The organism is Massilia sp. ZL223, assembly GCF_018119395.1.
GTDB lineage: Bacteria > Pseudomonadota > Gammaproteobacteria > Burkholderiales > Burkholderiaceae_D > Telluria.
Map to the genome: position 1 here is coordinate 71,691 of NZ_JAGPWD010000016.1, position 21,132 is coordinate 92,822.

The 21,132-nt window shown below is 68.0% G+C and carries 19 protein-coding genes; 6 read left to right on the forward strand and 13 right to left on the reverse strand.

The window, feature by feature from the left end:
* The first annotated feature begins 62 nt into the window (after positions 1-62).
* Positions 63-554: a DUF3016 domain-containing protein gene (locus tag KBW95_RS12110; protein ID WP_211524909.1), complete on the forward strand. Its 492-nt coding sequence runs from the start codon at positions 63-65 to the stop codon at positions 552-554.
* A gap of 69 nt (positions 555-623) precedes the next feature.
* On the opposite strand, the gene KBW95_RS12115 is transcribed toward KBW95_RS12110, so the two are convergent.
* The 9 genes from KBW95_RS12115 to KBW95_RS12155 all read right to left on the reverse strand — a co-directional run bounded on the left by KBW95_RS12115 (position 624) and on the right by KBW95_RS12155 (position 8,154).
* Positions 624-1,724: a hypothetical protein gene (locus KBW95_RS12115; protein WP_229429705.1), complete on the reverse strand. Its 1,101-nt coding sequence runs from the start codon at positions 1,722-1,724 to the stop codon at positions 624-626.
* Positions 1,725-1,745: 21 nt separating this feature from the next.
* Positions 1,746-2,249 carry a hypothetical protein gene (locus tag KBW95_RS12120; RefSeq protein ID WP_229429706.1) on the reverse strand — a complete coding sequence of 168 codons (504 nt, stop codon included), beginning with the start codon at positions 2,247-2,249 and terminating at the stop codon, positions 1,746-1,748.
* 16 nt (positions 2,250-2,265) lie between these two features.
* Positions 2,266-2,865, reverse strand: a complete 600-nt coding sequence (locus tag KBW95_RS12125) for an RNA polymerase sigma factor (RefSeq protein ID WP_229429707.1) — start codon at positions 2,863-2,865, stop codon at positions 2,266-2,268.
* Positions 2,866-3,027: 162 nt separating this feature from the next.
* On the reverse strand, positions 3,028-3,471 hold the full coding sequence (locus tag KBW95_RS12130; protein ID WP_211524911.1) for a thioesterase family protein: 444 nt from the start codon (positions 3,469-3,471) through the stop codon (positions 3,028-3,030).
* A 15-nt stretch (positions 3,472-3,486) separates the two neighbouring features.
* The gene (locus KBW95_RS12135) at positions 3,487-4,977 is read right to left on the reverse strand and encodes a sorbosone dehydrogenase family protein (RefSeq protein ID WP_211528353.1); all 1,491 of its coding nucleotides are present in this window, start codon (positions 4,975-4,977) and stop codon (positions 3,487-3,489) included.
* Positions 4,978-5,138: 161 nt separating this feature from the next.
* Complete coding sequence (locus KBW95_RS12140) at positions 5,139-6,443, reverse strand: M20/M25/M40 family metallo-hydrolase (RefSeq protein ID WP_211528354.1); 1,305 nt, start codon at positions 6,441-6,443, stop codon at positions 5,139-5,141.
* A gap of 57 nt (positions 6,444-6,500) precedes the next feature.
* Positions 6,501-6,800, reverse strand: a complete 300-nt coding sequence (locus tag KBW95_RS12145) for a hypothetical protein (RefSeq protein WP_211528355.1) — start codon at positions 6,798-6,800, stop codon at positions 6,501-6,503.
* Positions 6,797-7,606 (reverse strand): hypothetical protein, encoded by an 810-nt coding sequence (locus tag KBW95_RS12150; protein ID WP_211524915.1) that lies wholly within the window; start codon positions 7,604-7,606, stop codon positions 6,797-6,799. The genes KBW95_RS12145 and KBW95_RS12150 overlap by 4 nt, the downstream gene beginning before the upstream one ends.
* A 5-nt stretch (positions 7,607-7,611) precedes the next feature.
* Complete coding sequence (locus KBW95_RS12155) at positions 7,612-8,154, reverse strand: DUF882 domain-containing protein (protein ID WP_211528356.1); 543 nt, start codon at positions 8,152-8,154, stop codon at positions 7,612-7,614.
* A 136-nt stretch (positions 8,155-8,290) separates the two neighbouring features.
* On the opposite strand from KBW95_RS12155, the gene KBW95_RS12160 reads away from it, so the two are divergent.
* Both KBW95_RS12160 and KBW95_RS12165 read left to right on the forward strand, forming a co-directional pair.
* Entirely contained in the window at positions 8,291-9,463 is a 1,173-nt protein-coding gene (locus KBW95_RS12160) for a PQQ-dependent sugar dehydrogenase (protein ID WP_211528357.1), read from the forward strand.
* Between the two features lie 146 nt (positions 9,464-9,609).
* Positions 9,610-12,387, forward strand: a complete 2,778-nt coding sequence (locus tag KBW95_RS12165; protein WP_211528358.1) for a pitrilysin family protein — start codon at positions 9,610-9,612, stop codon at positions 12,385-12,387.
* A gap of 12 nt (positions 12,388-12,399) precedes the next feature.
* On the opposite strand, the gene KBW95_RS12170 is transcribed toward KBW95_RS12165, so the two are convergent.
* Positions 12,400-13,482 carry a serine hydrolase gene (locus tag KBW95_RS12170; RefSeq protein WP_211528359.1) on the reverse strand — a complete coding sequence of 361 codons (1,083 nt, stop codon included), beginning with the start codon at positions 13,480-13,482 and terminating at the stop codon, positions 12,400-12,402.
* Positions 13,483-13,587: 105 nt separating this feature from the next.
* On the opposite strand from KBW95_RS12170, the gene KBW95_RS12175 reads away from it, so the two are divergent.
* Positions 13,588-14,178, forward strand: coding sequence for an isochorismatase family protein (locus tag KBW95_RS12175; protein WP_211528360.1), 591 nt, complete (start codon positions 13,588-13,590; stop codon positions 14,176-14,178).
* Here KBW95_RS12175 and KBW95_RS12180 read toward each other — a convergent pair.
* Positions 14,175-15,161 carry an LLM class flavin-dependent oxidoreductase gene (locus tag KBW95_RS12180; protein ID WP_211528361.1) on the reverse strand — a complete coding sequence of 329 codons (987 nt, stop codon included), beginning with the start codon at positions 15,159-15,161 and terminating at the stop codon, positions 14,175-14,177. The genes KBW95_RS12175 and KBW95_RS12180 overlap by 4 nt on opposite strands.
* 166 nt (positions 15,162-15,327) lie before the next feature.
* Between KBW95_RS12180 and KBW95_RS12185 the strand changes: the two genes are divergently transcribed.
* Together KBW95_RS12185 and KBW95_RS12190 are read left to right on the forward strand one after the other, a co-directional pair.
* Positions 15,328-16,551: a serine hydrolase gene (locus KBW95_RS12185; protein WP_229429708.1), complete on the forward strand. Its 1,224-nt coding sequence runs from the start codon at positions 15,328-15,330 to the stop codon at positions 16,549-16,551.
* 128 nt (positions 16,552-16,679) lie between these two features.
* Entirely contained in the window at positions 16,680-17,495 is an 816-nt protein-coding gene (locus tag KBW95_RS12190) for a hypothetical protein (RefSeq protein ID WP_211528362.1), read from the forward strand.
* A gap of 88 nt (positions 17,496-17,583) precedes the next feature.
* Here KBW95_RS12190 and KBW95_RS24795 read toward each other — a convergent pair whose 3' ends face one another.
* On the reverse strand, positions 17,584-19,197 hold the full coding sequence (locus KBW95_RS24795; protein WP_307727649.1) for a methyl-accepting chemotaxis protein: 1,614 nt from the start codon (positions 19,195-19,197) through the stop codon (positions 17,584-17,586).
* A gap of 231 nt (positions 19,198-19,428) precedes the next feature.
* Positions 19,429-21,027, reverse strand: a complete 1,599-nt coding sequence (locus KBW95_RS12200; RefSeq protein WP_211528363.1) for an FAD-dependent oxidoreductase — start codon at positions 21,025-21,027, stop codon at positions 19,429-19,431.
* Between the last annotated feature and the right edge of the window lie 105 nt (positions 21,028-21,132).

Here is a 21,132-nt window from a genome sequence, read left to right on the forward strand (position 1 = left end):
AAGGGGCGTATATTTAGTCGTAACATGATCGACACGATCAGTTTCTCAATGAGGTAAATACCATGGATACCCTGATTCGCAACCTGGCCCTGGCGGGCCTGCTCGCGCTGAGTGCGGGCGCCGCATCGGCAGGGGTCACGGTGAAGTACATCGAGCCGGACAAGTTTTCCGACCTGCCGTTCGCGCCCTGGGAGCGCGAGGAAGTGCTGAAGGACCTGAGCGAGCATTTCACCGAGCTGGGCAAGGCCTTGCCGCCCGGCCAGGACCTGCTCCTGGAAGTGACCGACATCGACATGGCCGGCCGCGAGTACCCGAGCTCGCGCGCCGCGCGCGACCTGCGCATCCTGCGCGGCATGGCCGACTGGCCGGTCGTCAAGCTGCGCTACACCCTGAGCGAGAACGGCCAGGTGCTGAAGACGGGCGACGCCAAGATCGCGGACATGAACTACCTGCAGCGCATCAACCGGTGGTCGGACGGCGACCGCCTGCGCTACGAAAAGCGCATGATCGACGAATGGTTCGCCAAGAACATCGCGCCGAAGCGGCGCGGCTGAAGACCGCCGCATCAAAAACAACGGCGCCCCGCGGGGCGCCGTTTTTCATGGAGCGTCCTTGCTCGTCTTTCACTCGCCTTTTTTGACCGCCGTGCGCTTGGGACGCGCCGCTTCGGTGACCGTATAGTCGGCCGGCACCGCGAACAGGCTGGCCGCCGGCTCCTCGCGCTTCAGCTCTTCCAGGCGATACACCATCTCGCCGCTGCGCGGATCGCTGCGCTTGTGGTAGACCAGCATCTGCAGGTCGGGCGAGGTCCAGGTCTCGCTCGAGACCGTGATCGGATTGCGGTTGCCGATCTCGCCGGCCGGGATCTCGTAGCTGCGCTGCTGGCCTTGCGCCTTCACGCCCGAGAAATCGCGCGTACCCAGGTCGCGGCTGGCGGCCTTGGCCGACCACCTGGCGTCGCCGATCGCGCCGGCGATGATCGGACCCAGCTGCACCGACATCTCGCGCGTGGCGCGGGCGGCCTCAAGGCCGGGCTGGGCGATGCGGATGCGCACGTCCTTGTGCTCGCCGTCGCGCTCCACTTCCTTGACGATGAAGCGTCCGCCTTCAGGCAGCTTGCCTTCCTTGCGCAGCTGTTCGATGCGCTCGCGCGCCCGCTCGCCCGCGATCCGGGCGTGCTCGCCCGAGGCGCGGGCCTGGGCGGCGGCGGCGCGCGCCTGCTCCGCCGCGGCGCGGGCGATGTCGCCCGGCGCGCCGACCTTGGTCGCGGTCTTGTTCTTGGGGCGCAGGATGTAGCGCACGCCCTCGACCGGATCGTGGATGGTCACGACGCGCACCTCGCCATTGTCGTCGCGCACTTCGGTGCGGGTGCGGCCGGCGCTGTCGCGGTAATTCATGGTGCTGTTCTTGCGCACGATCTGGTTGCCGTCGGCCAGCTGCTGGACACGCTCGGACACCGCCAGCGCGCTGTAAGGTGCGTTCTTGACCACCCGGCCGCCGTGCAGCGGCAGGATCGCGCCGTGCAGCATCGGCATGGTGTCGAGCACGTGCAGGTCTTCCATGCCGTCCAGGCGGGTGACGATGCGGCGCTCCACGCGCTCCGCGCGCTCGCCGCGTTCGGCATTGGCAGCCTGGTCGAGTTCGGCCTCGCCCATGCCGGCGGCCAGGGCGGGAGCGAACGCGCAGGCCAGCAGTGCTGCAATCAGGATCTTCTTGGTCATCATGGCTTCCTTCGGGTGGGGTGGTTATTCGATATCGGTATCGCTCAGGCGCACCGCCAGCGGGTGGCCGTCGGCCGCCACCAGCATTTCGGCGCGCACCGTGTCGGCGGCATTGGCCGGGTCGACCGGCATGCCCAGCGGCGCCAGGGCGGTGCGGGGCAGCTCGGCTTCGACCACGCGGGCGCCGGGTTCCTGCTCGATCCGTTCGAGCGTATCGAGGGCGATGAAGGCGGCGCCGTTGTCGATCCCGACCAGCGGCGGCGCGCCCACGGTGACGGCGCGGTGCGGCGACAGGGCCAGCAGCATCGCCACCGCGCTCAGGGAGCACAGCGCGCCGGCCGCGCCCCACTGGGGCAGCGACAGCCGCTGGTACCAGTGGCGCTTCTTCGGGAACTGGCGGGCGAAGGCCTGCATCAGTTCCTTCTCGACGCAGCGCGGCGCATCGCGGCCGGCCAGCTCGCCGCGCAGGGCCTCGAAGTGGGGCGCCAGCAGCGGTTCCAGCATGTCCTTGTCGTCGTTCATGTTCATCTCGTGTTCCTTCCTTTCAGGCCGCCGCGTGGGCGGCCGGGTGCAGGGCCTTCAGGCGCCTGGCCAGCGCCGCCCGGCCGCGCGCCAGGCGCGAGCGCACCGTGCCGATGTCGACCTGGCAGATCGCGGCGATCTCCTGGTAGGACAGCTCGTGCAGTTCGTACAGGATGACCGGGTCGCGGTAGTGCGGCGGCAGCAGGGCCAGCGCGCGGCGCACTTGCTCCGCCATTTCGTTGTCCAGCAGGCGCCCGAGCGGCTCCGCCTCCTCGCTGGCCAGTTCCAGCTCGCCTTCGTCCGCACCGTCCTCGCCGGGCTCTGGCAGCGCGCTGTGGCGCCGGCGCGGCGCTTCCCACTTCAGCACCAGGTTGCGCACGACGCCGAACAGGAAGTGCTGCAGCTGCCCGCGCAGCGGGTCGTAGCCGAAGCGCCCCGTCAGCAGGCCCATGAAGGTGTCCTGGACGATATCGGCGGCGGCGTCGCCCGAACCGCAGCGCAGCAGCGCGAAGCGGTACAGCGGGCCCTGGTGCCGCCGGTACAGCGCCGCGAACGCGCTCGCCGCGCCGGCGTGCATCTGGCGCAGCAATTCAGCATCGGAATGGTCGGTGTGCGTGGTCATGGCGGTCATCTTTACCCGTATTCCGCCGGGGTGGCGGAAAAGTTCCAACTTTTTTCCAAAGAATGAAAAAAATGGAAGGAGAGTAAAGAAGCAGCCCGGGATGCGGGGTGGGACGCCGGAGCACTCCGGCGTCCCAGGAGGAAGGTGTGCGGTCGATCGAGCTCAGTCGATCCAGTTCACCCGGTCGAATTTCGCGCGGAATTCTTCCGGCATGGCCATGACCTCGCTGCTCTTGTAGTTGAAGAACACGAAGCCGGACTTGGCCATGGCGATCAGCTTGCGGTCGCGCGGGCGGGTGATGCGGAAGGTGATGTCGCCGCCGTATTTATTGAAGTCCATGACGCCGACTTCGAACAGCAGCTCGTCGCGGGCATGGGCTTCGGCGCGGTAGGTGGTGGCGAGGTCGGTGACGATGATGCCGGTTCCGTCGCGTTCGGTCTCGGGTACGCCGAATTCGAACAGGAAGCGCGCCCGGGCCTCGGAGATCATCGAGATCATCGAGTCGTTGCCGAGGTGGTTGGCGGCGTTGATGTCGGTGACCCTCACGGTCAGCGGCGTCGAATAATAGAACTGGTCTTCGGGGAAGTTGAGTTGTAAGCGTGCCATTTCTTCATTCTAACCTTACGGGGTGGCATTTCGTCCAATTTTATGGATGGTCCCGGACGCCGCCACCAGGTAGAGTTCGCCTTCCGCGTCCTGGCCGAAGGAGACGACCCGTCCGATATCGGGAAGATTCCAGTCGCGCTGCTCGACGATGCCGGCGCCGGTCGCGCTAAAGCTCTTCAGGAAGCCGGTGCAGAAATCGGAATAGAAATAGCGTCCGGCCAGCTCGGGCAGGGCGCGTCCGCGGTAGACGAAGCCGCCGGTGATCGAGCAGCCGTTGGCGTCGTTGCTGCCGTGGTCGTATTCGAAGGCGGGCAGGGTGAGGCCGGCCTGGTTGCAGCTGGCCGTGTTGTAGCACAGCGTGCCCTCCATGACGTTCCAGCCATAGTTCTGTCCGCCCTGGCGGTTGTCGGCGATATTGACTTCCTCGCGCCGGTCCTGGCCCACATCGCTCAGGTAGAGCTGGTTGCCGTCGAATGCGTAGCGCCAGGGATTGCGCAGGCCGTAGGCCCAGATCTCGGGGCGCCGGCCGCTCATGTTGACAAAGGGATTGCTGCCCGGGATCGCATAGCTTTCTGCGGGAACCGAAAGGGAGACATCGATGCGCAGCAGCTTGCCCAGCAGCGAGTTCAGGTTCTGGGCATTGCCCTGCGGGTCGCCCGCGCCGCCGCCGTCGCCTGTTCCCACATACAGGTAGCCATCCGGGCCGAAGCTCACCAGGCCGCCGAAATGATTGGTGAAGGTGGGATGCGGAATGCTGATGATCTCCAGGCCGGAAGTGGGATCGGCGATGTTGGCGCTGGATCCGGTGGTGAAACGCTCGACGACGATATTGCGCTGCGGGTCGGTGTAATACAGGTAGACATAGCCATTGCGCGCGTACTGCGGGTCGAAGGCCAGCGACAGCAGGCCGCCTTCGCCCTCGGTGAGCACGCGTGCGCTGATGTCGAGGAGGGGCGTGCTCAGCACCGCGCCGTTCTGGATGATGCGCACCCGCCCCGCACGCTCGGTAACGAACAGGCGCGTGTCGCCCGGCGGCGCGCTCAGCCAGGTGGGGTTGTCGAGGTTGGTGGCGACGGTGGACAGGGCGAGCGTGAGCGCGGGACTGCCGTAGGCCACCGTCGCATTGGCGGTCGCGCCCGCGCTCACCACCGCGCTCTGCGATGCGGGCGAAGGCGTGTAGGTGGTGTTGCCGCTGGTGACTGCCGTGGCGGCCACGTTGTAGCTGCCGGGCGCCAGTCCGGTCAGGGTTTGAGTCTGGGTCAGGTCTTGGAGGTAATTATTGGGACCGGTGACGCGCATGGCGGCATTCACCCCGGATGGCAGCCCGGTCGCCGTGACCGTCAGCGAGCCCGTGGTGGCGGAGGGCGGCGTCACCGGCCCGGGCGTGCCCGCACTGCCGCCGCCACCGCCGCAGGCGCCCAGCGTCGCCAGGCACAGGACGAGGAAGGGCGCCGACAGGCGCGGCAACAACAGCAGCATCCACTTGCGCATGTGTTCGAGCAGCATGTCCGCCTCCGTTGCCGAAGAATTCGCTGACACCATTGTGCCAGCGAACGCCGGCCGCCGCGCGCACACGGCGAAGCGTGCGGACAGTGTAGCGGGAGTGGCCTGGCCTTCCGTTTGACGCAGGTCGAGCCGGCAGCCGGCACTAAACACTGGCTGCGCGCTCAGCGGGTCAGGCGGTAGATCAGCAGGGCGGTGCGGATCGCGGCGCGCTCGATCGAGGCCAGCTCGACCCGCTCGGCCGGCGAGTGGGCGCCGGCGCCGCTCGCGCCCAGGCCGTCCAGGCTGTCCACATAGGGCGCGACGAACTGGATGTCGCCCGCGCCGCGCGCGGTGGCGGGCAGGGCGGTGATCGTGCCCAAGCCGGCATCGCTGCTGGCTTGCGAATAGATGTCCAGCAGCTTCAGGTTGCCCGGCGTGACGGCCATCGGCGGATAGGAATCGCGGAAGCTGATGCTGGCGCTGGCGCCCGGCAGGCTTTGCGCGACGATCTCGCGCATCCTGGCTTGCGCGCGGTCGCGCTGGGCGTAGTCGAGGTAGCGCAGGTCGCTCTTCACGGTGACGGTGTTGGCGATCACATTGGTCTTGCCGGCCGCCATGCCGCCGGCCTTGCCTTCGTCGTACGCGACATCCGTGCCGCCCAGGATCACGCCCGGATTGAAAGTCAGGCCCGGTTCCACCACCTGCCGGCGGAAGCCGTCCAGGATGCGCGCCGCCTCGTACACGGCGCCGTAGCCGCCGGGGCCGAACACGCCCTGCGAGTGCCCCTGGCGCGCCTTGACCTCGAGGTCGAAGGAGGCGGTGGCGCGGCGCCCGACGGTGGCGGTGGCCTGGCCCTGGTCGATGACCGCGCCTTCGAAGGCGAGGGCGATGTCGCTGCGCTTGGCCAGTTCGATCATGTCGCGGCGCGACACCGAGCGCGGCTCGCCCGCGTCTTCCTCGTCGCCAGTGAACATCACGGTGATGCGGGTGTTGCGGAGCACGCCCGCGCGGTGCAGGGCGCGCAGGGCCGCCACCACCACCACGTTGCCGCCCTTCATGTCGCCGACGCCCTGGCCGCGCGCATATTCTCCACCCGCGCCATCGCGTTCCCACAGCGGACCGGGCGCATCCGGTTCGAACACGGTGTCCAGGTGGCCGAGCAAGAGCAGGCGCTTGCCCTGCTTGCCTTCGCTGAGCGCCACCAGGTGGCCGGCGCGCCGCATGCCGGCCGGCATGTCGAGCCAGGCGGTGCGCATGCCGATCTGTTCGAACTCCTTCGCGAACACCTCGCCCACGGCGCGCACGCCGGCCACGTTCATGGTGCCGCTGTTGATGCGCGCGCTGCGTTCGAGCAGATCGATCGCGTCGCCGGACCAGGCGCGCACTTCGGCGACGATGCGCTGTTCGGTGGGATTCAGTTCCGCCGCATGGACGGGTGCGGCGAAGGCGGCGGCCAGCGCCAGCGTCAATACGAGCTTGCCTTGCATATCGCTTCCTGGTGAGATAAGGATATGCAACTTTACTACGAACAAGTCGTGCCGAGGCTAGGGCAAGGCGGGCGGGCGCGTGCGGGTTTTGCTCACCACGCCGGAGGGATCGAGCAGGATCACGAATTCGGCGTAGCGTCCGCCGCCGGCGGGCGACTGGTAGACCCAGGCCTCGTAGCCGCTGTCGAAGCGCACGCTCCGGGTGGCGCCGAAAGTGGCGATCAGTTCGGCCTTGGTGGTGCGCCCCGGCACCACGCCCTGGCTCAGGCGTTCGAGCGGCGCCTGGGTGCCGGGCGGCACGGGCTGGCTGGCGCAGGCGGTCAGCAGCAGTGCACACAGCAAGGGAAGGGCCTTCATGGCGCCTCCTGCGGCGGGGCGGTCATGTACTCGAACTCGACCAGGGTGTCGTCGGGCCAGGAACGGTCCCAGATCGGCACGTAATAAGTGCGGTCGAGCATCACCTGGCAATCGCAGTATTCGAGCTCGGCCGGCGTCTGTTCGCCGCCGGCGTAGAGCATGCGGAAGGGCAGGGTTTCCACGCGCTCGCCGGCGCGCAGGGTCACGGCGAATACAGGCCGCTCGGTGAAGAACAGGTAGTTGCCGTCCGGGCTGTTGCACACCCCTTCGGGCGTGTCGAGGACATTCGAGATCCAGCCGAACAGGGGGGAACTGTTCGAGACCAGGCCCGCTTCCTTGCCGACCAGGCATTCGAGGCGCAGGTCGCCCAGGCGGCGCTTGCCCGCCGGGACGCCGGGCGACTGGATCAGGGCGCGCCAGGTCATGCTGGTGGTCTTGCGGTTGGCGAGCACGGCCGCGTCTTCGCGCAGGGCGGTGTCGTTGCGCGGCAAGACGAAGCTATTGTCTTCGCCCACCGGCACCGGGATGCTGACGCTGTCACCGGCGATGCGCAGGGTGATGCCGCGCATGTCCACGGTACGCGAGCGCGGCAGCAGCTGGAAACGCAGGCTGGCGCCAGGCGCCAGCGCATGCTCGCGCTCGAAGCGCTCCATGCCGCGGATCATTTTTTTATAAGATTTGTCGACCGGATCGCGGGTCGACCTGACGGTGACGGTGCTGGGCTGTTGCGCCGCAAGCGCAAAGCCGACGGGCCCGGCCAGGACGGCCAGTCCCAGGAGAACGACGCGGAGCAGGTTCCGCGCCATGCTGCTTACCAGTAGCGGACCCGGCCAGTGTCCATGTGGACGAACTGGGAGTCGGGATAGTAGCCGACGCCGCCGCCCTTCAGGGACATCGCGGCCTTGTGCACCATCTTGAGGTCCTTGCCCGGCAGGCGGATATCGATCGCCTTGCCGTCCATGTGCATGCTGTGCTTGGCCACGCCGTTGCTGTTGGCGTGCAGCTTGGCGTTCGATTCCGGCGAGCGGTAGCCCGAAATGATGTGCAGCTCCTTGTTGTTGTTGCCGAGCTTGCCATTCACTTCATCGAGCAGCAGCAGCAACTGCGGATCCATCTCGGCGATCTTGTTGTTGCGGTGGTCGCGCAAGACCTTGTTGAGGTCCTTCAGCCCGTCCGGAATGAACTGGCCTTCGGCCCAGAACACGGTGCGCACCGATTCGCCGGTGTGCGTGTTATACAGGCGCAGTGTACGTTCGCCGGGGGCGGCTTGTGCCGTTTTGGCAAGTGCTGGGATGCTGAGGGTGGGCGCTGCGAGGAGGATGGAACTTTTGAGGAAGGCTCGGCGTTGCATCATCGGAGTCGGTCCTTGTGGTGGTTCGCTGAAGAAGTCCATCATACGCCGGTTGTGCTGAACGTGCAGATAAAATGAAGCAAAATGCGGCAAATAGGCTACGATATTAATGCTTTTAACAACTTTTCGGGAGATCCGCATGCCGAGTATTGAACGATTCCCAACATGGCGGGCCGTGCTGGCCGCTACCTTGCTGGCGGGCAGTACACACAGCGCCCTCGCCCAGGTCGAACCGGTCGACCAGCCGCCTGCCGCCAAGGGGTGGAAGATGGAGACCGTGGCCGAGGATCTCCCGCAACCCTGGGGCATGGCTTGGCTGCCCGACGGCCGCATCCTGGTCACCGGCAAGCAGGGCACGCTGCACCTGCTGAGCGGCAAGCAGCGCCAGGCGATCCCCATCGAAGGCCTGCCGCAGTTGTTCACGGGCGGCCAGGGCGGCCTGCTCGACATCGCGCTGCATCCCGCCGACAAGGCCAACCAGCGCGTCTACCTGACCATGGCCAGCGGCACCGCCGATGAGAACCGGACCGTGCTGGTGCAGGGCATCTTCGACGGCAAGCGCGTGCACGGCGTAAGGACCCTGTTCAGCGTGACGCCCGCCAAGAGCGGCGGCCAGCACTTCGGCTCGCGCCTGGCCTGGATGAAGGACGGCAGCCTGTTGATGAGCATCGGCGACGGCGGCAATCCGCCCCAGCGCGTGGGCAACATGCTGGCGCGCGAGCAGGCCCAGAACCTGGGCAGCCACCACGGTTCCATCCTGCGCCTGACCGCCGAGGGCAAGCCGGCGCCCGGCAATCCACTCGCCAGCAAGCAGGGCGCGCTGCCCGAGATCTGGAGCTATGGCCACCGCAATATCCAGGGCCTGGCGGTCGATCCGGTCTCGGGCCGGGTCTGGGCCAGCGAGCACGGCCCGCGCGGCGGCGACGAGATCAACCTGGTCGAAGGCGGCAAGAACTACGGCTGGCCGCTGCAGAGCTATGGCGCGGACTACAAGACGCGCGAACCGGTCGGCATGAAGGTGGTGCCGGGCATGGTGCAGCCGCTGGTGGTCTGGGTGCCGTCGCCCGCGCCCTCGGGCCTGGTGGTGTATACCGGCAAGGCCTTCCCGCAATGGCAGGGCAGCCTGTTCAGCGGCAGCCTGGCGGGCGAGGACATCCGCCGCGTGGCGCTCGATGCGGATGGCAAGCTGATCCGGCAGGAAAAGCTGGATATCGGCAAGCGCGTGCGCGACGTGCGCCAGGGGCCGGACGGTTACCTGTACGCGCTGACCGACGAAGCCAGCGGCAAGCTGCTGCGCATCGTTCCCCGATAAACGTCCTGCCGGTGGATGCCGGGCGCATGGAGTTCCGCTCCATGCGCTTTTTTCTTTGTTGCCAGACTGAAAACTGCCTAGAATGCGGAAGCCGCGCGTGAAGCGCAGGTCTTCCCTTTCTCGTCCTTCCCATTTGGAGGAGCAGCATGGCAGTCACCGTTCGTCGCAGTATCCGCCTGGCCGCAGCGCTCGCGCTGGCTCTGGGCGGCAGCGCCCTGCAGGCCGCGCCGGCCAAGCCGGCCCCGGCTCCAGACATCCCGATCCCGAACATCCCCTACACCAAGTTCACGCTCAAGAACGGGCTGACGGTGCTGGTGCACGAAGACCACAAGACCCCGGTGGTGGCGATCAACACCTGGTACCACGTGGGCTCGAAGAACGAGAAGCCCGGCAAGACCGGCTTCGCGCACCTGTTCGAGCACCTGATGTTCAGCGGCAGCGACAACTTCAACAAGACCTACCTGAACGCGATGGAGCGCATCGGGGCGACCGACCTGAACGGCACCACCAACACCGACCGCACCAACTACTTCCAGAACGTGCCGACCTCGATGCTGGACTATGCGTTGTTCGCCGAGAGCGACCGCATGGGCCACCTGCTGGGCACCGTGGACCAGAAGAAGCTCGACCTGCAGCGCGGCGTGGTGCAGAACGAGAAGCGCCAGCGCGAGAACCAGCCCTACGGCATCGCCTACGAGCTGCTGGTGACGAACACCTACCCGGCCGGCCACCCGTATTCCTGGACCGTGATCGGCAAGATGGAAGACCTGGACGCGGCCTCGATGACGGACGTGCGCGACTGGTTCAAGACCAACTACGGCCCCAACAACACCGTGCTGGTGCTGTCGGGCGACATCACGCCCGAGGAGGCGCGCCGCAAGGTGGAGCAGTACTACGGCGCCATTCCGCCGGGTCCGCCGCTGGCCAAGCATGAGAGCTGGGTGGCCAAGCGCACCGGCACCCACCGCACGGTGGCCCAGGACCGCGTGCCGCAGTCGCGCATCTACCGCACCTGGAACGTGCCGGCCGCGCACACCCCGGAAGAAGTCCAGCTCGACCTGGGCGCCCACATCCTGGGCGGCGGCAAGACCTCGCGCCTGTACAAGCGCCTGGTCTACAAGGACCAGCTGGCCACCAGCGCCAGCGCCAGCGACTCCACCTCCGAGATCGGCGGCCAGTTCGACGTGACGCTCACCGCCAGGCCGGGCGCCGACGTCAAGAAGATGGAGCAGGCGGCCGACGAGGAACTGCGCGCGCTGCTGAAGAACGGCCCCACGGCGGAAGAACTGCGCCTGGCCAAGACTTCGATCCTGGCCCAGTACACGCGCATGATCGAGCGCGTCGGCGGCTTCGGCGGCAAGAGCGACCTGCTGGCCTCGTGCCAGACCTATACCGGCAATCCGGACTGCTACAAGGTCTACCTGCAGCGCATCAAGGACGCCACCCCGGCCTCGGTCAAGAAGGCCATGAACGACTGGCTGAGCGACGGCGACTTCGTCCTGCAGATCGACCCTTACCCGACCACCCTGGCGGCCACGCCGTCGACCCTGGACCGCAGCAAGGAGCCGGCGCTGGGCAAGCCGATGTCGCTCAAGCTGCCCGCCATGCAGAAGACCACCCTGTCGAATGGCCTGAAAGTGGTGCTGGCCGAGCGCCATGAGGCGCCGGTGGTGAACCTGCAGCTGCTGGTCGACAGCGGCTACGCCTCGGACGCCAAGGACATGCCGGGCGTGGCCAGCCTGGCCCTGCGCATGCTGGAAGAAGGCACCCCGACCCGCCAGTCGCTGAAGATCAGCGAGGAGCTGGAAAGCCTGGGCGCCACCTTCAATACCGGCACCAACCTGGACGGCGCCACCGTCAGCATGAACACGCTCAAGGCCACCATGCCGCGGGCGCTGGACCTGTACGCCGACCTGGTCCTGCATCCGGCCTTCCCGCAGAACGAGTTCGCACGCCTGCAGCAGGACCGCCTGGCCGCGATCGCGCGCGAGAAATCGGTGCCCCAGCTGACCGCGATGCGGGTGCTGCCTGGCCTCTTGTACGGCAAGGACCACGTCTACGCCCACCCGCTCACCGGCAGCGGCACCGAGGCAGCGGTCAAGCGCATGACCCGCTCCGACCTGGCGAAGTACCACGCCACCTGGTTCAAGCCGAACAACGCCACCCTGCTGGTGGTGGGCGACACCAACCTGGCCGAGATCAAGCCGCTGCTCGAGAAGGCCTTCGCTTCATGGAAGCCGGGCGAGGTGCCGAAGAAGGTCATCGCGCCGGTCCAGGCGCCGGCCAGGAGCCTGGTCTACCTGGTCGACCGCCCGGGCGCGCTGCAGAGCGTGATCGTCGGCGCCCAGCTGGCTCCGCCGCGCAACAGCCCCGAGGCGATTCCGCTGGAGATGGTCAACGACGTGTTCGGCGGCACCTTCAGCTCGCGCATCAACATGAACCTGCGCGAAGACAAGCACTGGTCGTATGGCGTGCGCAGCTCGCTGCATCCGGCCATCGGCCAGCGTCCCTTCATGAGCGTCTCGCCGGTGCAGACCGACAAGACCCAGGACGCGCTGAAGGAGCTGGTGCGCGAGTACCGCGACATCGCCGGCGGCAAGCCGATCGGCGCCGCGGAACTGAAGGATGCGCTGGACAACAACACGCTGGGCCTGCCGGGCCGCTTCGAGACCGCGGGCCAGCTGGCCGGCGCCTACTCGACCATCCTGCAGTACGGCTTGCCGGAGGACTACTACAACACCTTCACCGAGAAGGCGCTGTCCCTGACCCCGGCCCAGGCCAATACCCTGGCCGCGCGCAGCTTCACGCCGGAGCGCCTGGTGTGGGTGGTGGTCGGCGACATGAGCAAGGTCGAATCCGGCATCCGCGCCCTGAACCTGGGTGAAGTGCGCAAGATCGATGCGGACGGCAACCCGGTGCAGTAAAGCGAACCGCCCTTACCGGTCGAGCGACTGGAACAGGGCGGTGGCCACGGCGGCCATGTCGTCCTGCGCCATGTCCGCGTTGTTCAGCAAGACCACGGCCCGGCCATCCGCCGGGTCGTAGGCGACCAGGCTCTTGTAGCCGCCGAAGGCGCCCGCTTCCCATGCCAGGGAACGGGCGCCTTTGTCCGTCGCGAGCGGACGCACCCGGCCGCCCAGGGCGTAGTGTTCCGCCGCATCGTGCACCGTCGACAGGGCGCGCAGGCTGCTCTCCGACAGCAGCTTGTTGCGGTAGACGGCGTCCATCAGGTCGACCAGGTCGCGCGCGGTGCTGTAGACGGTGCCGTTGGCGGCCAGCATGGGCGCGGCGGGCGGCGACTTGCGCTTGCCGTCGGCGCCGTAGCCGACCGCCATGCCGACGCTGTCCTCGTAGCCGGTCGCGGCGAAGCTGGTGTCGCGCACGCCGGCAGGGGCGAATACCTGTTCCTCCACCACTTCCGTGAACGGTTTCTTCATCGCGCGCTCGACCACCGCCGCCGCCAGCAGGTAATTGGTGCCCGAGTACTCGAAGCGCTCGCCCGGCGCGAAGCTTGGCGCGCCCGCGCCGAAACGCAGCGCGGCCTGCACCGGGCCGATCTCCAGGCCTTCGACCTTGCTGTCCTTGCGCATCGCCTCGGACAAGCCGTTCGGGATGCCGCTGCGGTGCGAGAGCAGCTGGCGCAGCGTCACCGCGCCGTTCGGCGCCGGCAGTTCGGGCAGGTGGCGGGCGATCGGCGCATCCAGCTCCAGCTTGCCCAGCTCGGCCAGGCGCAGCACGGTGACGGCGGTGATCCACTTGGTGGAGGAGCCGATCATGAAGCGCGTGTCCCTGGTGTTGGCCTGCGATTCTTCGCGCAGGGCCTGGCCGCGCGCGCTGACGACCAGGGGCGAGGCCGCGTCCTTGCGCACGGCGGCCACGCCGCTGTAGTTGGCGGGCAGGTGCCGGTCGATCAGGGGCTGCGTGGTGGCGGTGGCGAGCAGGGTGCAGCCGGACAGCAGGCCGAGCGTGGCGGAGAGCAGCAGGGAGGCAAACAGGCGAGGATGGAAAACGCGCATCATGGCTCCAGGTCGGTAGGCAAAACCGCATTGTAGGACGGCGCGCGCAAATCCGGCGCGTGCGCCCCCGGCATCCGGATTGGTGAATACTGCCGCCAGGAGGCTACCATGGACGAACACGCATTCGACCCGGCGCACACGGCGCTGGTCCTGATCGACCTGCAAAACAGCAACGTCAGCCGCCAGCTGGCGCCCTACAGCGCCGAGCAGACGGTCGGCAACTGCGTCCTGCTGGCCCAGGAAATGCGCGGGCGCGGCGCAATGGTCATTTACGTGCACGTGCTGGTCAACGAGCTGCCGGCGCCGCTCGCCGACATGCCGATGCGCCCGCCGGGGGCGCCGGCGGCCCCGCCGGACGCCTCGCGCCTGGCGCCCACGTCCGGGATCGAGGCCCAGGACACCGTGATCACCAAGCGCCAGTGGGGCGCCTTCTACGGCACCGAACTCGACCAGCTGCTGCGGCGGCGCGGCATCACCACCCTGGTGCTGGGCGGCATCGCGACGAATTTCGGTGTGGAATCCACGGCGCGCGCGGCCTTCGACCGCGGCTATGCACTGGTGTTCGCGGAGGATGCGATGAGCAGCTTCGAGGCCGAGGCCCACAGCTTCGCCTGCCGCACGATCTTCCCGCGCATGGGCAGGGTGCGCTCGACGCGCACCCTGATCGACATGCTGCAGGCGGGAACGGGAGACGCCTAGCCGGCGCGCTGGAGCTCGGCCGTGATCTCGTAGGAGCGCAGGCGCGCCGCGTGGTCGAAGATCTGGGAGGTGATCATCAGCTCGTCCGGGCGGGTGCGCGCGATGAAGGCCTGCAGCTGTTCCTTCACCGAGGCCGGCGAACCGATGGCCGAGCAGGACAGCACGCTGTCGAGCATCATGCGTTCCGGCAAGTCCAGGCTCTCGTAGTAGCCGGCCTTGGGCGGCTTGAGCCGGCCCGGACGGCCGCTGCGCAGGTTCACGAAGGCCTGCTGCATCGAGGTCGCCAGCAGCTGGGCTTCGGCATCGCTGTCGGCGGCGAACACGTTGAAGCCGAGCATCACATAGGGCTGGGCCAGCTTGGCCGAGGGGCGGAAGTTGGCCCGGTACAGCTCGATCGCCTGCATCATCATTTGCGGGGCGAAATGCGAGGCGAAGGCGTAGGGCAGGCCGAGCTGGGCGGCGAGCTGGGCGCCGAACAGGCTCGAACCCAGGATCCACAGCGGCACGTCCAGGCCTTCGCCGGGCACCGCGCGTACCGGACGGCGGGTCGAGCCGGCGAAATAATCCATCAGCTCCACCACGTCTTGCGGGAACTCGTCGGCATCCGAGGCCAGGTTGCGGCGCAGGGCGCGCGCGGTCACGTGGTCCGAGCCGGGCGCGCGGCCCAGGCCCAGGTCGATGCGTCCCGGGAACAGCGCCTCGAGCGTGCCGAACTGCTCGGCGATCACCAGCGGCGAATGGTTGGGCAGCATGATGCCGCCCGCGCCGACCCGGATGCGTTCGGTGCCGGCCGCCACATGGCCGATCAGCACCGCGGTGGCGGCGCTGGCGATGCCGGGCATGCCATGATGTTCCGCCAGCCAGAAGCGCTGGTAGCCCCAGCGTTCGCCATGCCGGGCGAGGTCGAGGGAGCGGTGGAAGGAGGTGGCCGCATCGCTGCCTTCGGCGATGGGCGACAGGTCGAGGATCGAGAAAGGAATCATGGGGGCATGATACGCCGATGCACATTTTCGCGTGCGCGCCGGTCCGTTTTCGCGCGCCGGCCTTGCCGCGGCGTAAAGATTGACCTTCGCCAGGCCCATCCTTATGATGGCTGGGTAATGACGCCGGGCAATCCACGCCCGTCCTGGACCTGCCCGCGAGCCTGCCATGTTCCGAATTCCGCGCCCATCCCTTCCCGCCGCGCTGTTCGCTGCGCTCTGCGCCGCAGGCTGCGCCGCCACACCGCCGAGGGACCCGTCCGCCATGCTGGCCGAACAGCGTTTTGACGGGGCCCGCCTGGCGGCCATCGACCGCGCCGTGAGCGAGGCGGTGGCGGCGCGCAAGCTGCCGGGCGCGGTGTTCCGCCTCGAGCGCGAGGGGGCCGTCTACGAACGCGGCTATGGCAAGACCAGCTACGAGGCGGACGCCGTGCCGGTCACGCCCGGCACCATCTTCGACGCCGCTTCGCTGACCAAGGTGCTCGTCACGGCGCCCGCGGTGCTGATGCTGGCCGAGGAGGGCCGCATCGCGCTCGACGCACCCCTGGTGCGCTATTTCCCGGAGTGCGCCGGCGGCGGCAAGGATGCGATCACCGTGCGCCACTTGCTGAGCCACACCTCGGGCCTGGCCTCGGGACTGCCGGCCAGGCCCGACTGGCGCGGCGACGACAGCGCCCACGCGCTCGCCTGCGCCCAGCAGACCACCCATCCGCCGGGAAGCTTCTTCCGCTACTCGGACATCAATTACGTGCTGCTGGGCCAGCTGGTGCGGCGCGTGTCCGGCATGCCGCTGCACGAGTTCGCGCAGCGCCGCATCTTCACGCCCTTGGGCATGAGCGACACCGGCTATTTGCCGCTGGCGCGCGTGTCCGCGGCGGCGATCGCGCCGACCCAGAAGGGCGGTCCCGAGGGCCTGCATGGCGACCTCGCGCCGGGGCAGCTGCTGCAGGGCGTGGTGCACGACCCGACCGTGCGCCGCATGGGCGGCGTGGCCGGCTCGGCCGGGGTGTTCTCGACCGCGCGCGACGTCGCGCGCTTCGCCCGCATGCTGCTGAACGGCGGCGAGCTGGACGGCGTGCGCGTGCTCGGCAAGGACAGCGTGCGCCTGCTGACCACGGTGCAGACGCCGCCCGGCATCGACGCGCTGCGCGGGCTGGGCATGGACATCGATTCGCCCTACGCCAAGCGTCCGCGCGGCAATGTATATCCGGTCGGCAGCTACGGCCACACCGGCTTCACCGGCTGCATCCTGTGGATCGATCCGGTATCGCACAGCTTCTACGTGTTCCTGTCGAACCGCGTCTACCCTGACGACAAGAGCAATATCCTGCACCTGTACACCGAGCTCGGCACGCTGGCGGCGCAGGCGTCCGCCGGCCCCGCTATGCGGTAACAGACAGTCGTTGCCATTCGGCTACCGTGCGCTCCTTTTGAGTCGGCCTCACTAAACTCGGCCCCACTGCGATATCTCATTGATATTGCTGAGATTTTTTGAGCCCCGGAAAATATTAGGAGATCGACATGAAAATGAATAAGCTTCTGAAAGGCCTGCTGGGCGCATCCGTCGCCGCCGCCATGTTCGGCGCCACCGCCGTCCAGGCGCAATCGACCGCCACGACCGGCCAGACCACGGCGACCGGCTCCCAGAGCACGGGTTCCCAAAGCGGCAGCAGCATGAACGACCAGAGCAGCGGCAGCTCGTCCGCGAGCGCCACCGGCAGCTCGCAGGGCCAGGACCGGATGGACAAGAAAGACAAGAAGCACAAGAAGCACATGAAGAACGGCGCCCACAGCGGCCATGACACCAGCGGCTCGTCCAGCACCTCGGGCACCACCAGCGGCGCCAGCGACATGGGCAGCACCAGCGGTTCCAGCAGCACCGGCACGACCAGCGGCTACAGCGGTTCGAGCGGCATGAGCGGCAGCAGCTCGGGCGTCGAGGCCGGCCGTACCGCGACCGGCAATTCCAGCGAGCCGGAAACCCGTTCCAGCGGTTCGATGGGGACCAGCGGTTCCAGCGGATCGAGCGGCTCCAGCGGCTCGATGGGTACCGGCACGGGCACCTCCAGCGGTTCGATGGGCACCGGCACGGGCACCTCCAGCGGTTCGATGGGGACGGGTACCAGCGGCTCGAGCGGCACCGGCGCGACCGGCACCAGCAGCGGCTCGATGGGCACCGGCGCAACCGGCACTGGCTCTAGCGGCACCGGTACTGGCACCACCGGCACCGGTACTGGCACCACCGGCACCGGTACTGGCACCACCGGCACCGGTACTGGCACCACCGGCACCGGTACCACCACCCCAACCACCGGCACCACCGGCCGCGGCTACTGATTCAGGCGCGTTCCCAGGCAGGACCACGGCGGCTGCGGCCGCCGTCGTGACACCGGGCCCCAGCCCGGCGTCGTCGCTTACGGCAGGTTCAGGCGGCGACCTCGCGGACCAGCAGCCGCGCAGGCTGGGTGCGTAGCGTCGCGCCCGCGTCCTGTGTTTCGAGACGGAAGCCCCCGACCAAGCTGGCGAGGGCTTGGGCCTGCTCGTGCAAGGCATCCGATGCGGCTGCCGCTTCCTCCACTAGCGCAGCGTTCTGCTGGGTCGCCTGGTCCATCTGCGCCACAGCCTGGCTGACCTGCCCGATGCCGGCGGATTGTTCGCTGCTGGCGGCGGCGATCTCGGCCATGATGCCGGCCACGCGCCCGATGCTGCCGACGATCTCGTCCATCGTGGTTCCGGCTTCGCGCACCAGGCGGCTGCCTTCCTCGACCCTGCCGGCCGAATCGCCGATCAGGATCTTGATCTCCTTGGCGGCACCCGCCGAGCGCTGGGCCAGCGCGCGCACTTCCGAAGCGACGACGGCGAAGCCGCGTCCCTGTTCGCCGGCGCGCGCCGCCTCGACGGCGGCGTTCAGCGCCAGGATATTGGTTTGGAAGGCAATGCCGTCGATAACCGAGACGATGTCGTTGATGCGCTGCGAGGCGGCGCTGATATCGTCCATGGTGGCGACCACTTTCTCCACGGTGGAGCCGCCGCGTGCGGCAATGGCCGAGGCGTCCAGCGCCAGCGTGTTGGCGCGGTTGGCATGCTCGGCGTTCTGCTTCACGGTCGCGGTCAGTTCTTCCATCGAGGACGCGGTTTCTTCCAGCGCGCTGGCCTGCTGTTCGGTGCGCGCAGACAATTCGAGGTTGCCGCCGGCAATCTGGTGCGCGGCGCTGGCGATGGTATCCGTGCCGTGGCGCACCTGGCCGACGATGCCGCGCAAGTGAGCGTTCATGTCTTTGAGCGCCTGCATCAGCCGCCCGGTCTCGTTGTCCGAGGACACAGCGATTTCGCTGCCCAGGTCGCCTTGCGCGACGGTCCTGGCGACACGCAGCGCTTCCCGCAGCGGCACGGTGATGGCGCGTGCGATCAGCCAGGCGAAGGCGGCGCCGGTGCACAGCGCCGCCGCCGTCAGCGCCAACTGCACCTGGCGGCTGGTCGCGAAGCCGTCGTCGATGGCGGCGGCCTGCGCGGCCACTACCCGTTTCTGGTGCTCGACGAGCGCGTCGAGGCTGCCGACGTACTCGTTCACGCGCGGCAGCATGTCGGTCTCGAAGAAGCGCGCTGCTGCTTCCAGCTCGCCGCCGGCCTTCTGCTTGAAGGCTTGCTGTCGCGCGTTGCGGTAGGCCTCGCGCGCCGCGACCACGCGCTCGAACAGGCGCATGCCTTCCGGATCGCCGTCCAGGGATTCCTTGATCGCTTTCTGGAACGCGTCGGCGCGCTTCGAGGACGCGGCGACGGCGTCGAGGAAGAATTTGTCGGCGGCCGGGTCGGTGGACTTGGCCACGGCGATGGTGCGCGCCGCGTTGACTTCGATGACGCCTTTCCACTCCTGCAGCATGCTGGCCTTGCGCACACCGTCGCCAGTAAGTTCGCGGGTCATGCCGCCGATCGCGTGCATTTTCGCCAGGCCGACGCCGACCAGTAGCAGCATCAGTGTCAACACTGCTCCGAAACCCAGCGAGAGCAGGGGACCGATCTTCATCTTGTGGAGTGTCATCGCGGATTCCTCTGTTGCATCGGGCGCGCAACTGAGCGCGACCTCATGTGCGAGTATCCGCATTTAGAAGAAACTGTCTATTTCTTCCTGTCTATTTTGCGCACAAACAACGTTTCTTTATAGAAGAGATAACGTCAAGCGGGGCCAGCTTCGCAGCGACGCGAGGGGGCGATGCAAAGAAGGAAACAGCACAGTACGGGACGTGGCCGCCGGCGCGGCCACGTCCGTCGCTCAGCGCAGCGGGCGGCGCACCCCGCCGCGCGGCGCATCCGGCCGCGGCGCCGGTTCGACCGCCAGCTCCACCTTCTCGAGCGGCGTCGGCGCCGGGCCGTGCAGCACATTGCCTTCGGTGTCGAAGCGCGAGGCGTGGCAGGGGCAGTCCCAGGAGCGCTCGGCCGAATTCCAGTGCACCGCGCAGCCCAGGTGGGTGCACTTGGCCGAGACCGCGTGCAGGGCGCCGCCCGGATCGCGGTAGACGGCGATGCGGCGCAGGCCGTCGCGCACTACCGCGCCCTCGCCGGCCGGGATCTCCTGCACCGAGTCGACGTCGCCGCCGGTCAGCCAGTCGCCGTAGCGGGCCATGACATTAGCCTGCTCGGAAGCGAAGTCGCCCAGGCCATGCACCGGCTTGCGCGCCGGGTCGTAGAGCGCGCTCCAGGGATTGGGGCGGCCCATGATCAGGTCCGTCACCAGCATGGCGCCGATGGTGCAGTGGGTCATGCCGTTGCCGGAGTCGCCGGTGATCACGTAGACGTTGTCGTCGTCCATCGGATTGCGTCCCAGGTAGGCCATCCCGTCCGAGGGCTCCATCACCTCGCCCGACCAGCGGTACAGCGTTTCCTGGGCCATCGGGAAGCGTTCGCGCGCCCAGCGCTCGATCTCGTCGTAGCGGTGTTCGGGATGGTCGTCCTGGCCCACCTTGTGGTCGGCGCCGCCGACGATCAGCACGTCGTGCCCGCGCGCGCTGTCCGGCGTTTCCAGGCGGATGTAGTAGTAGGGATCGCCCGTATCCCACAGCAGGATGCGCGGCACCGTCCCGCGCGGCACGCGCAGGCCCACCACATAGGTGCGGTAGCCGGCCTGCTTGGTGTGCATCACGACCCGGTCGTTGAACGGGGTGTGGGTGGCCACCACCACCGCCTGGGCGCGGATCTCGCCGCCGGCGGTCGAGACGGCCTGGCGCTGGTGGTCGCCGCGGATGCGGTGCGCATGGGTGCCGCCGTAGATCCTGCCGCCCCTGGCGGCGAAGGCGCGCGCCAGCCCATCGAGGTATTTCAGCGGATGGAACTGGGCCTGGTTGGCGTAGCGCACGCAGGGCCCGGTGTCGAAAGGCAGTCCCGGCACGCGCGCCAGGAGTTCGGCCTGGACGCCGGCGCGGGCCGCGCAGGCCTGTTCCTTGCCGAGGTCGTGGGTGCCTTTCATCCCGTTTGCCGGCAGGGCGTACAGGTAGCCGTCGACGCGCTCGAACTCGCAGCCGATGCCCTCGTCGCGCACGATGGATTCCACCATGTCGATGGAGCGCGCATAGCTGTCGGCCACCAGGCGCGCCTGGGCCGCGCCGAACTTGTCCTCGATGAAGCCATACCATTCGTCGGGCGGAAACAGGTGGGCGGTGGTGCGCCCGGTCTCGCCGGCGCCGATACCGAGGGCGTCGATCAGCACTACCTCGCGTCCCTCGCGCGCGAGCAGGTAGGCCGTGGTCAGTCCGGCGATGCCGGCGCCGATGACGCATACCTGGGTGTCGATGTCCCCTTGCAGGGGCGGGAAGACGGGCACCGAAGCGGTGTCCATCCATACCGAAGTGGAACTGCCATTGGTCGCTCCGATCATGCTGGCCTCCGTATCGTCATGGTGGAGCCAAGTCTACTGCGATGGCGGATGGGCTGGAGCACGATGGCGTGGCGTACATGCCGCGCCAGGAAATTCCTCCCGGCG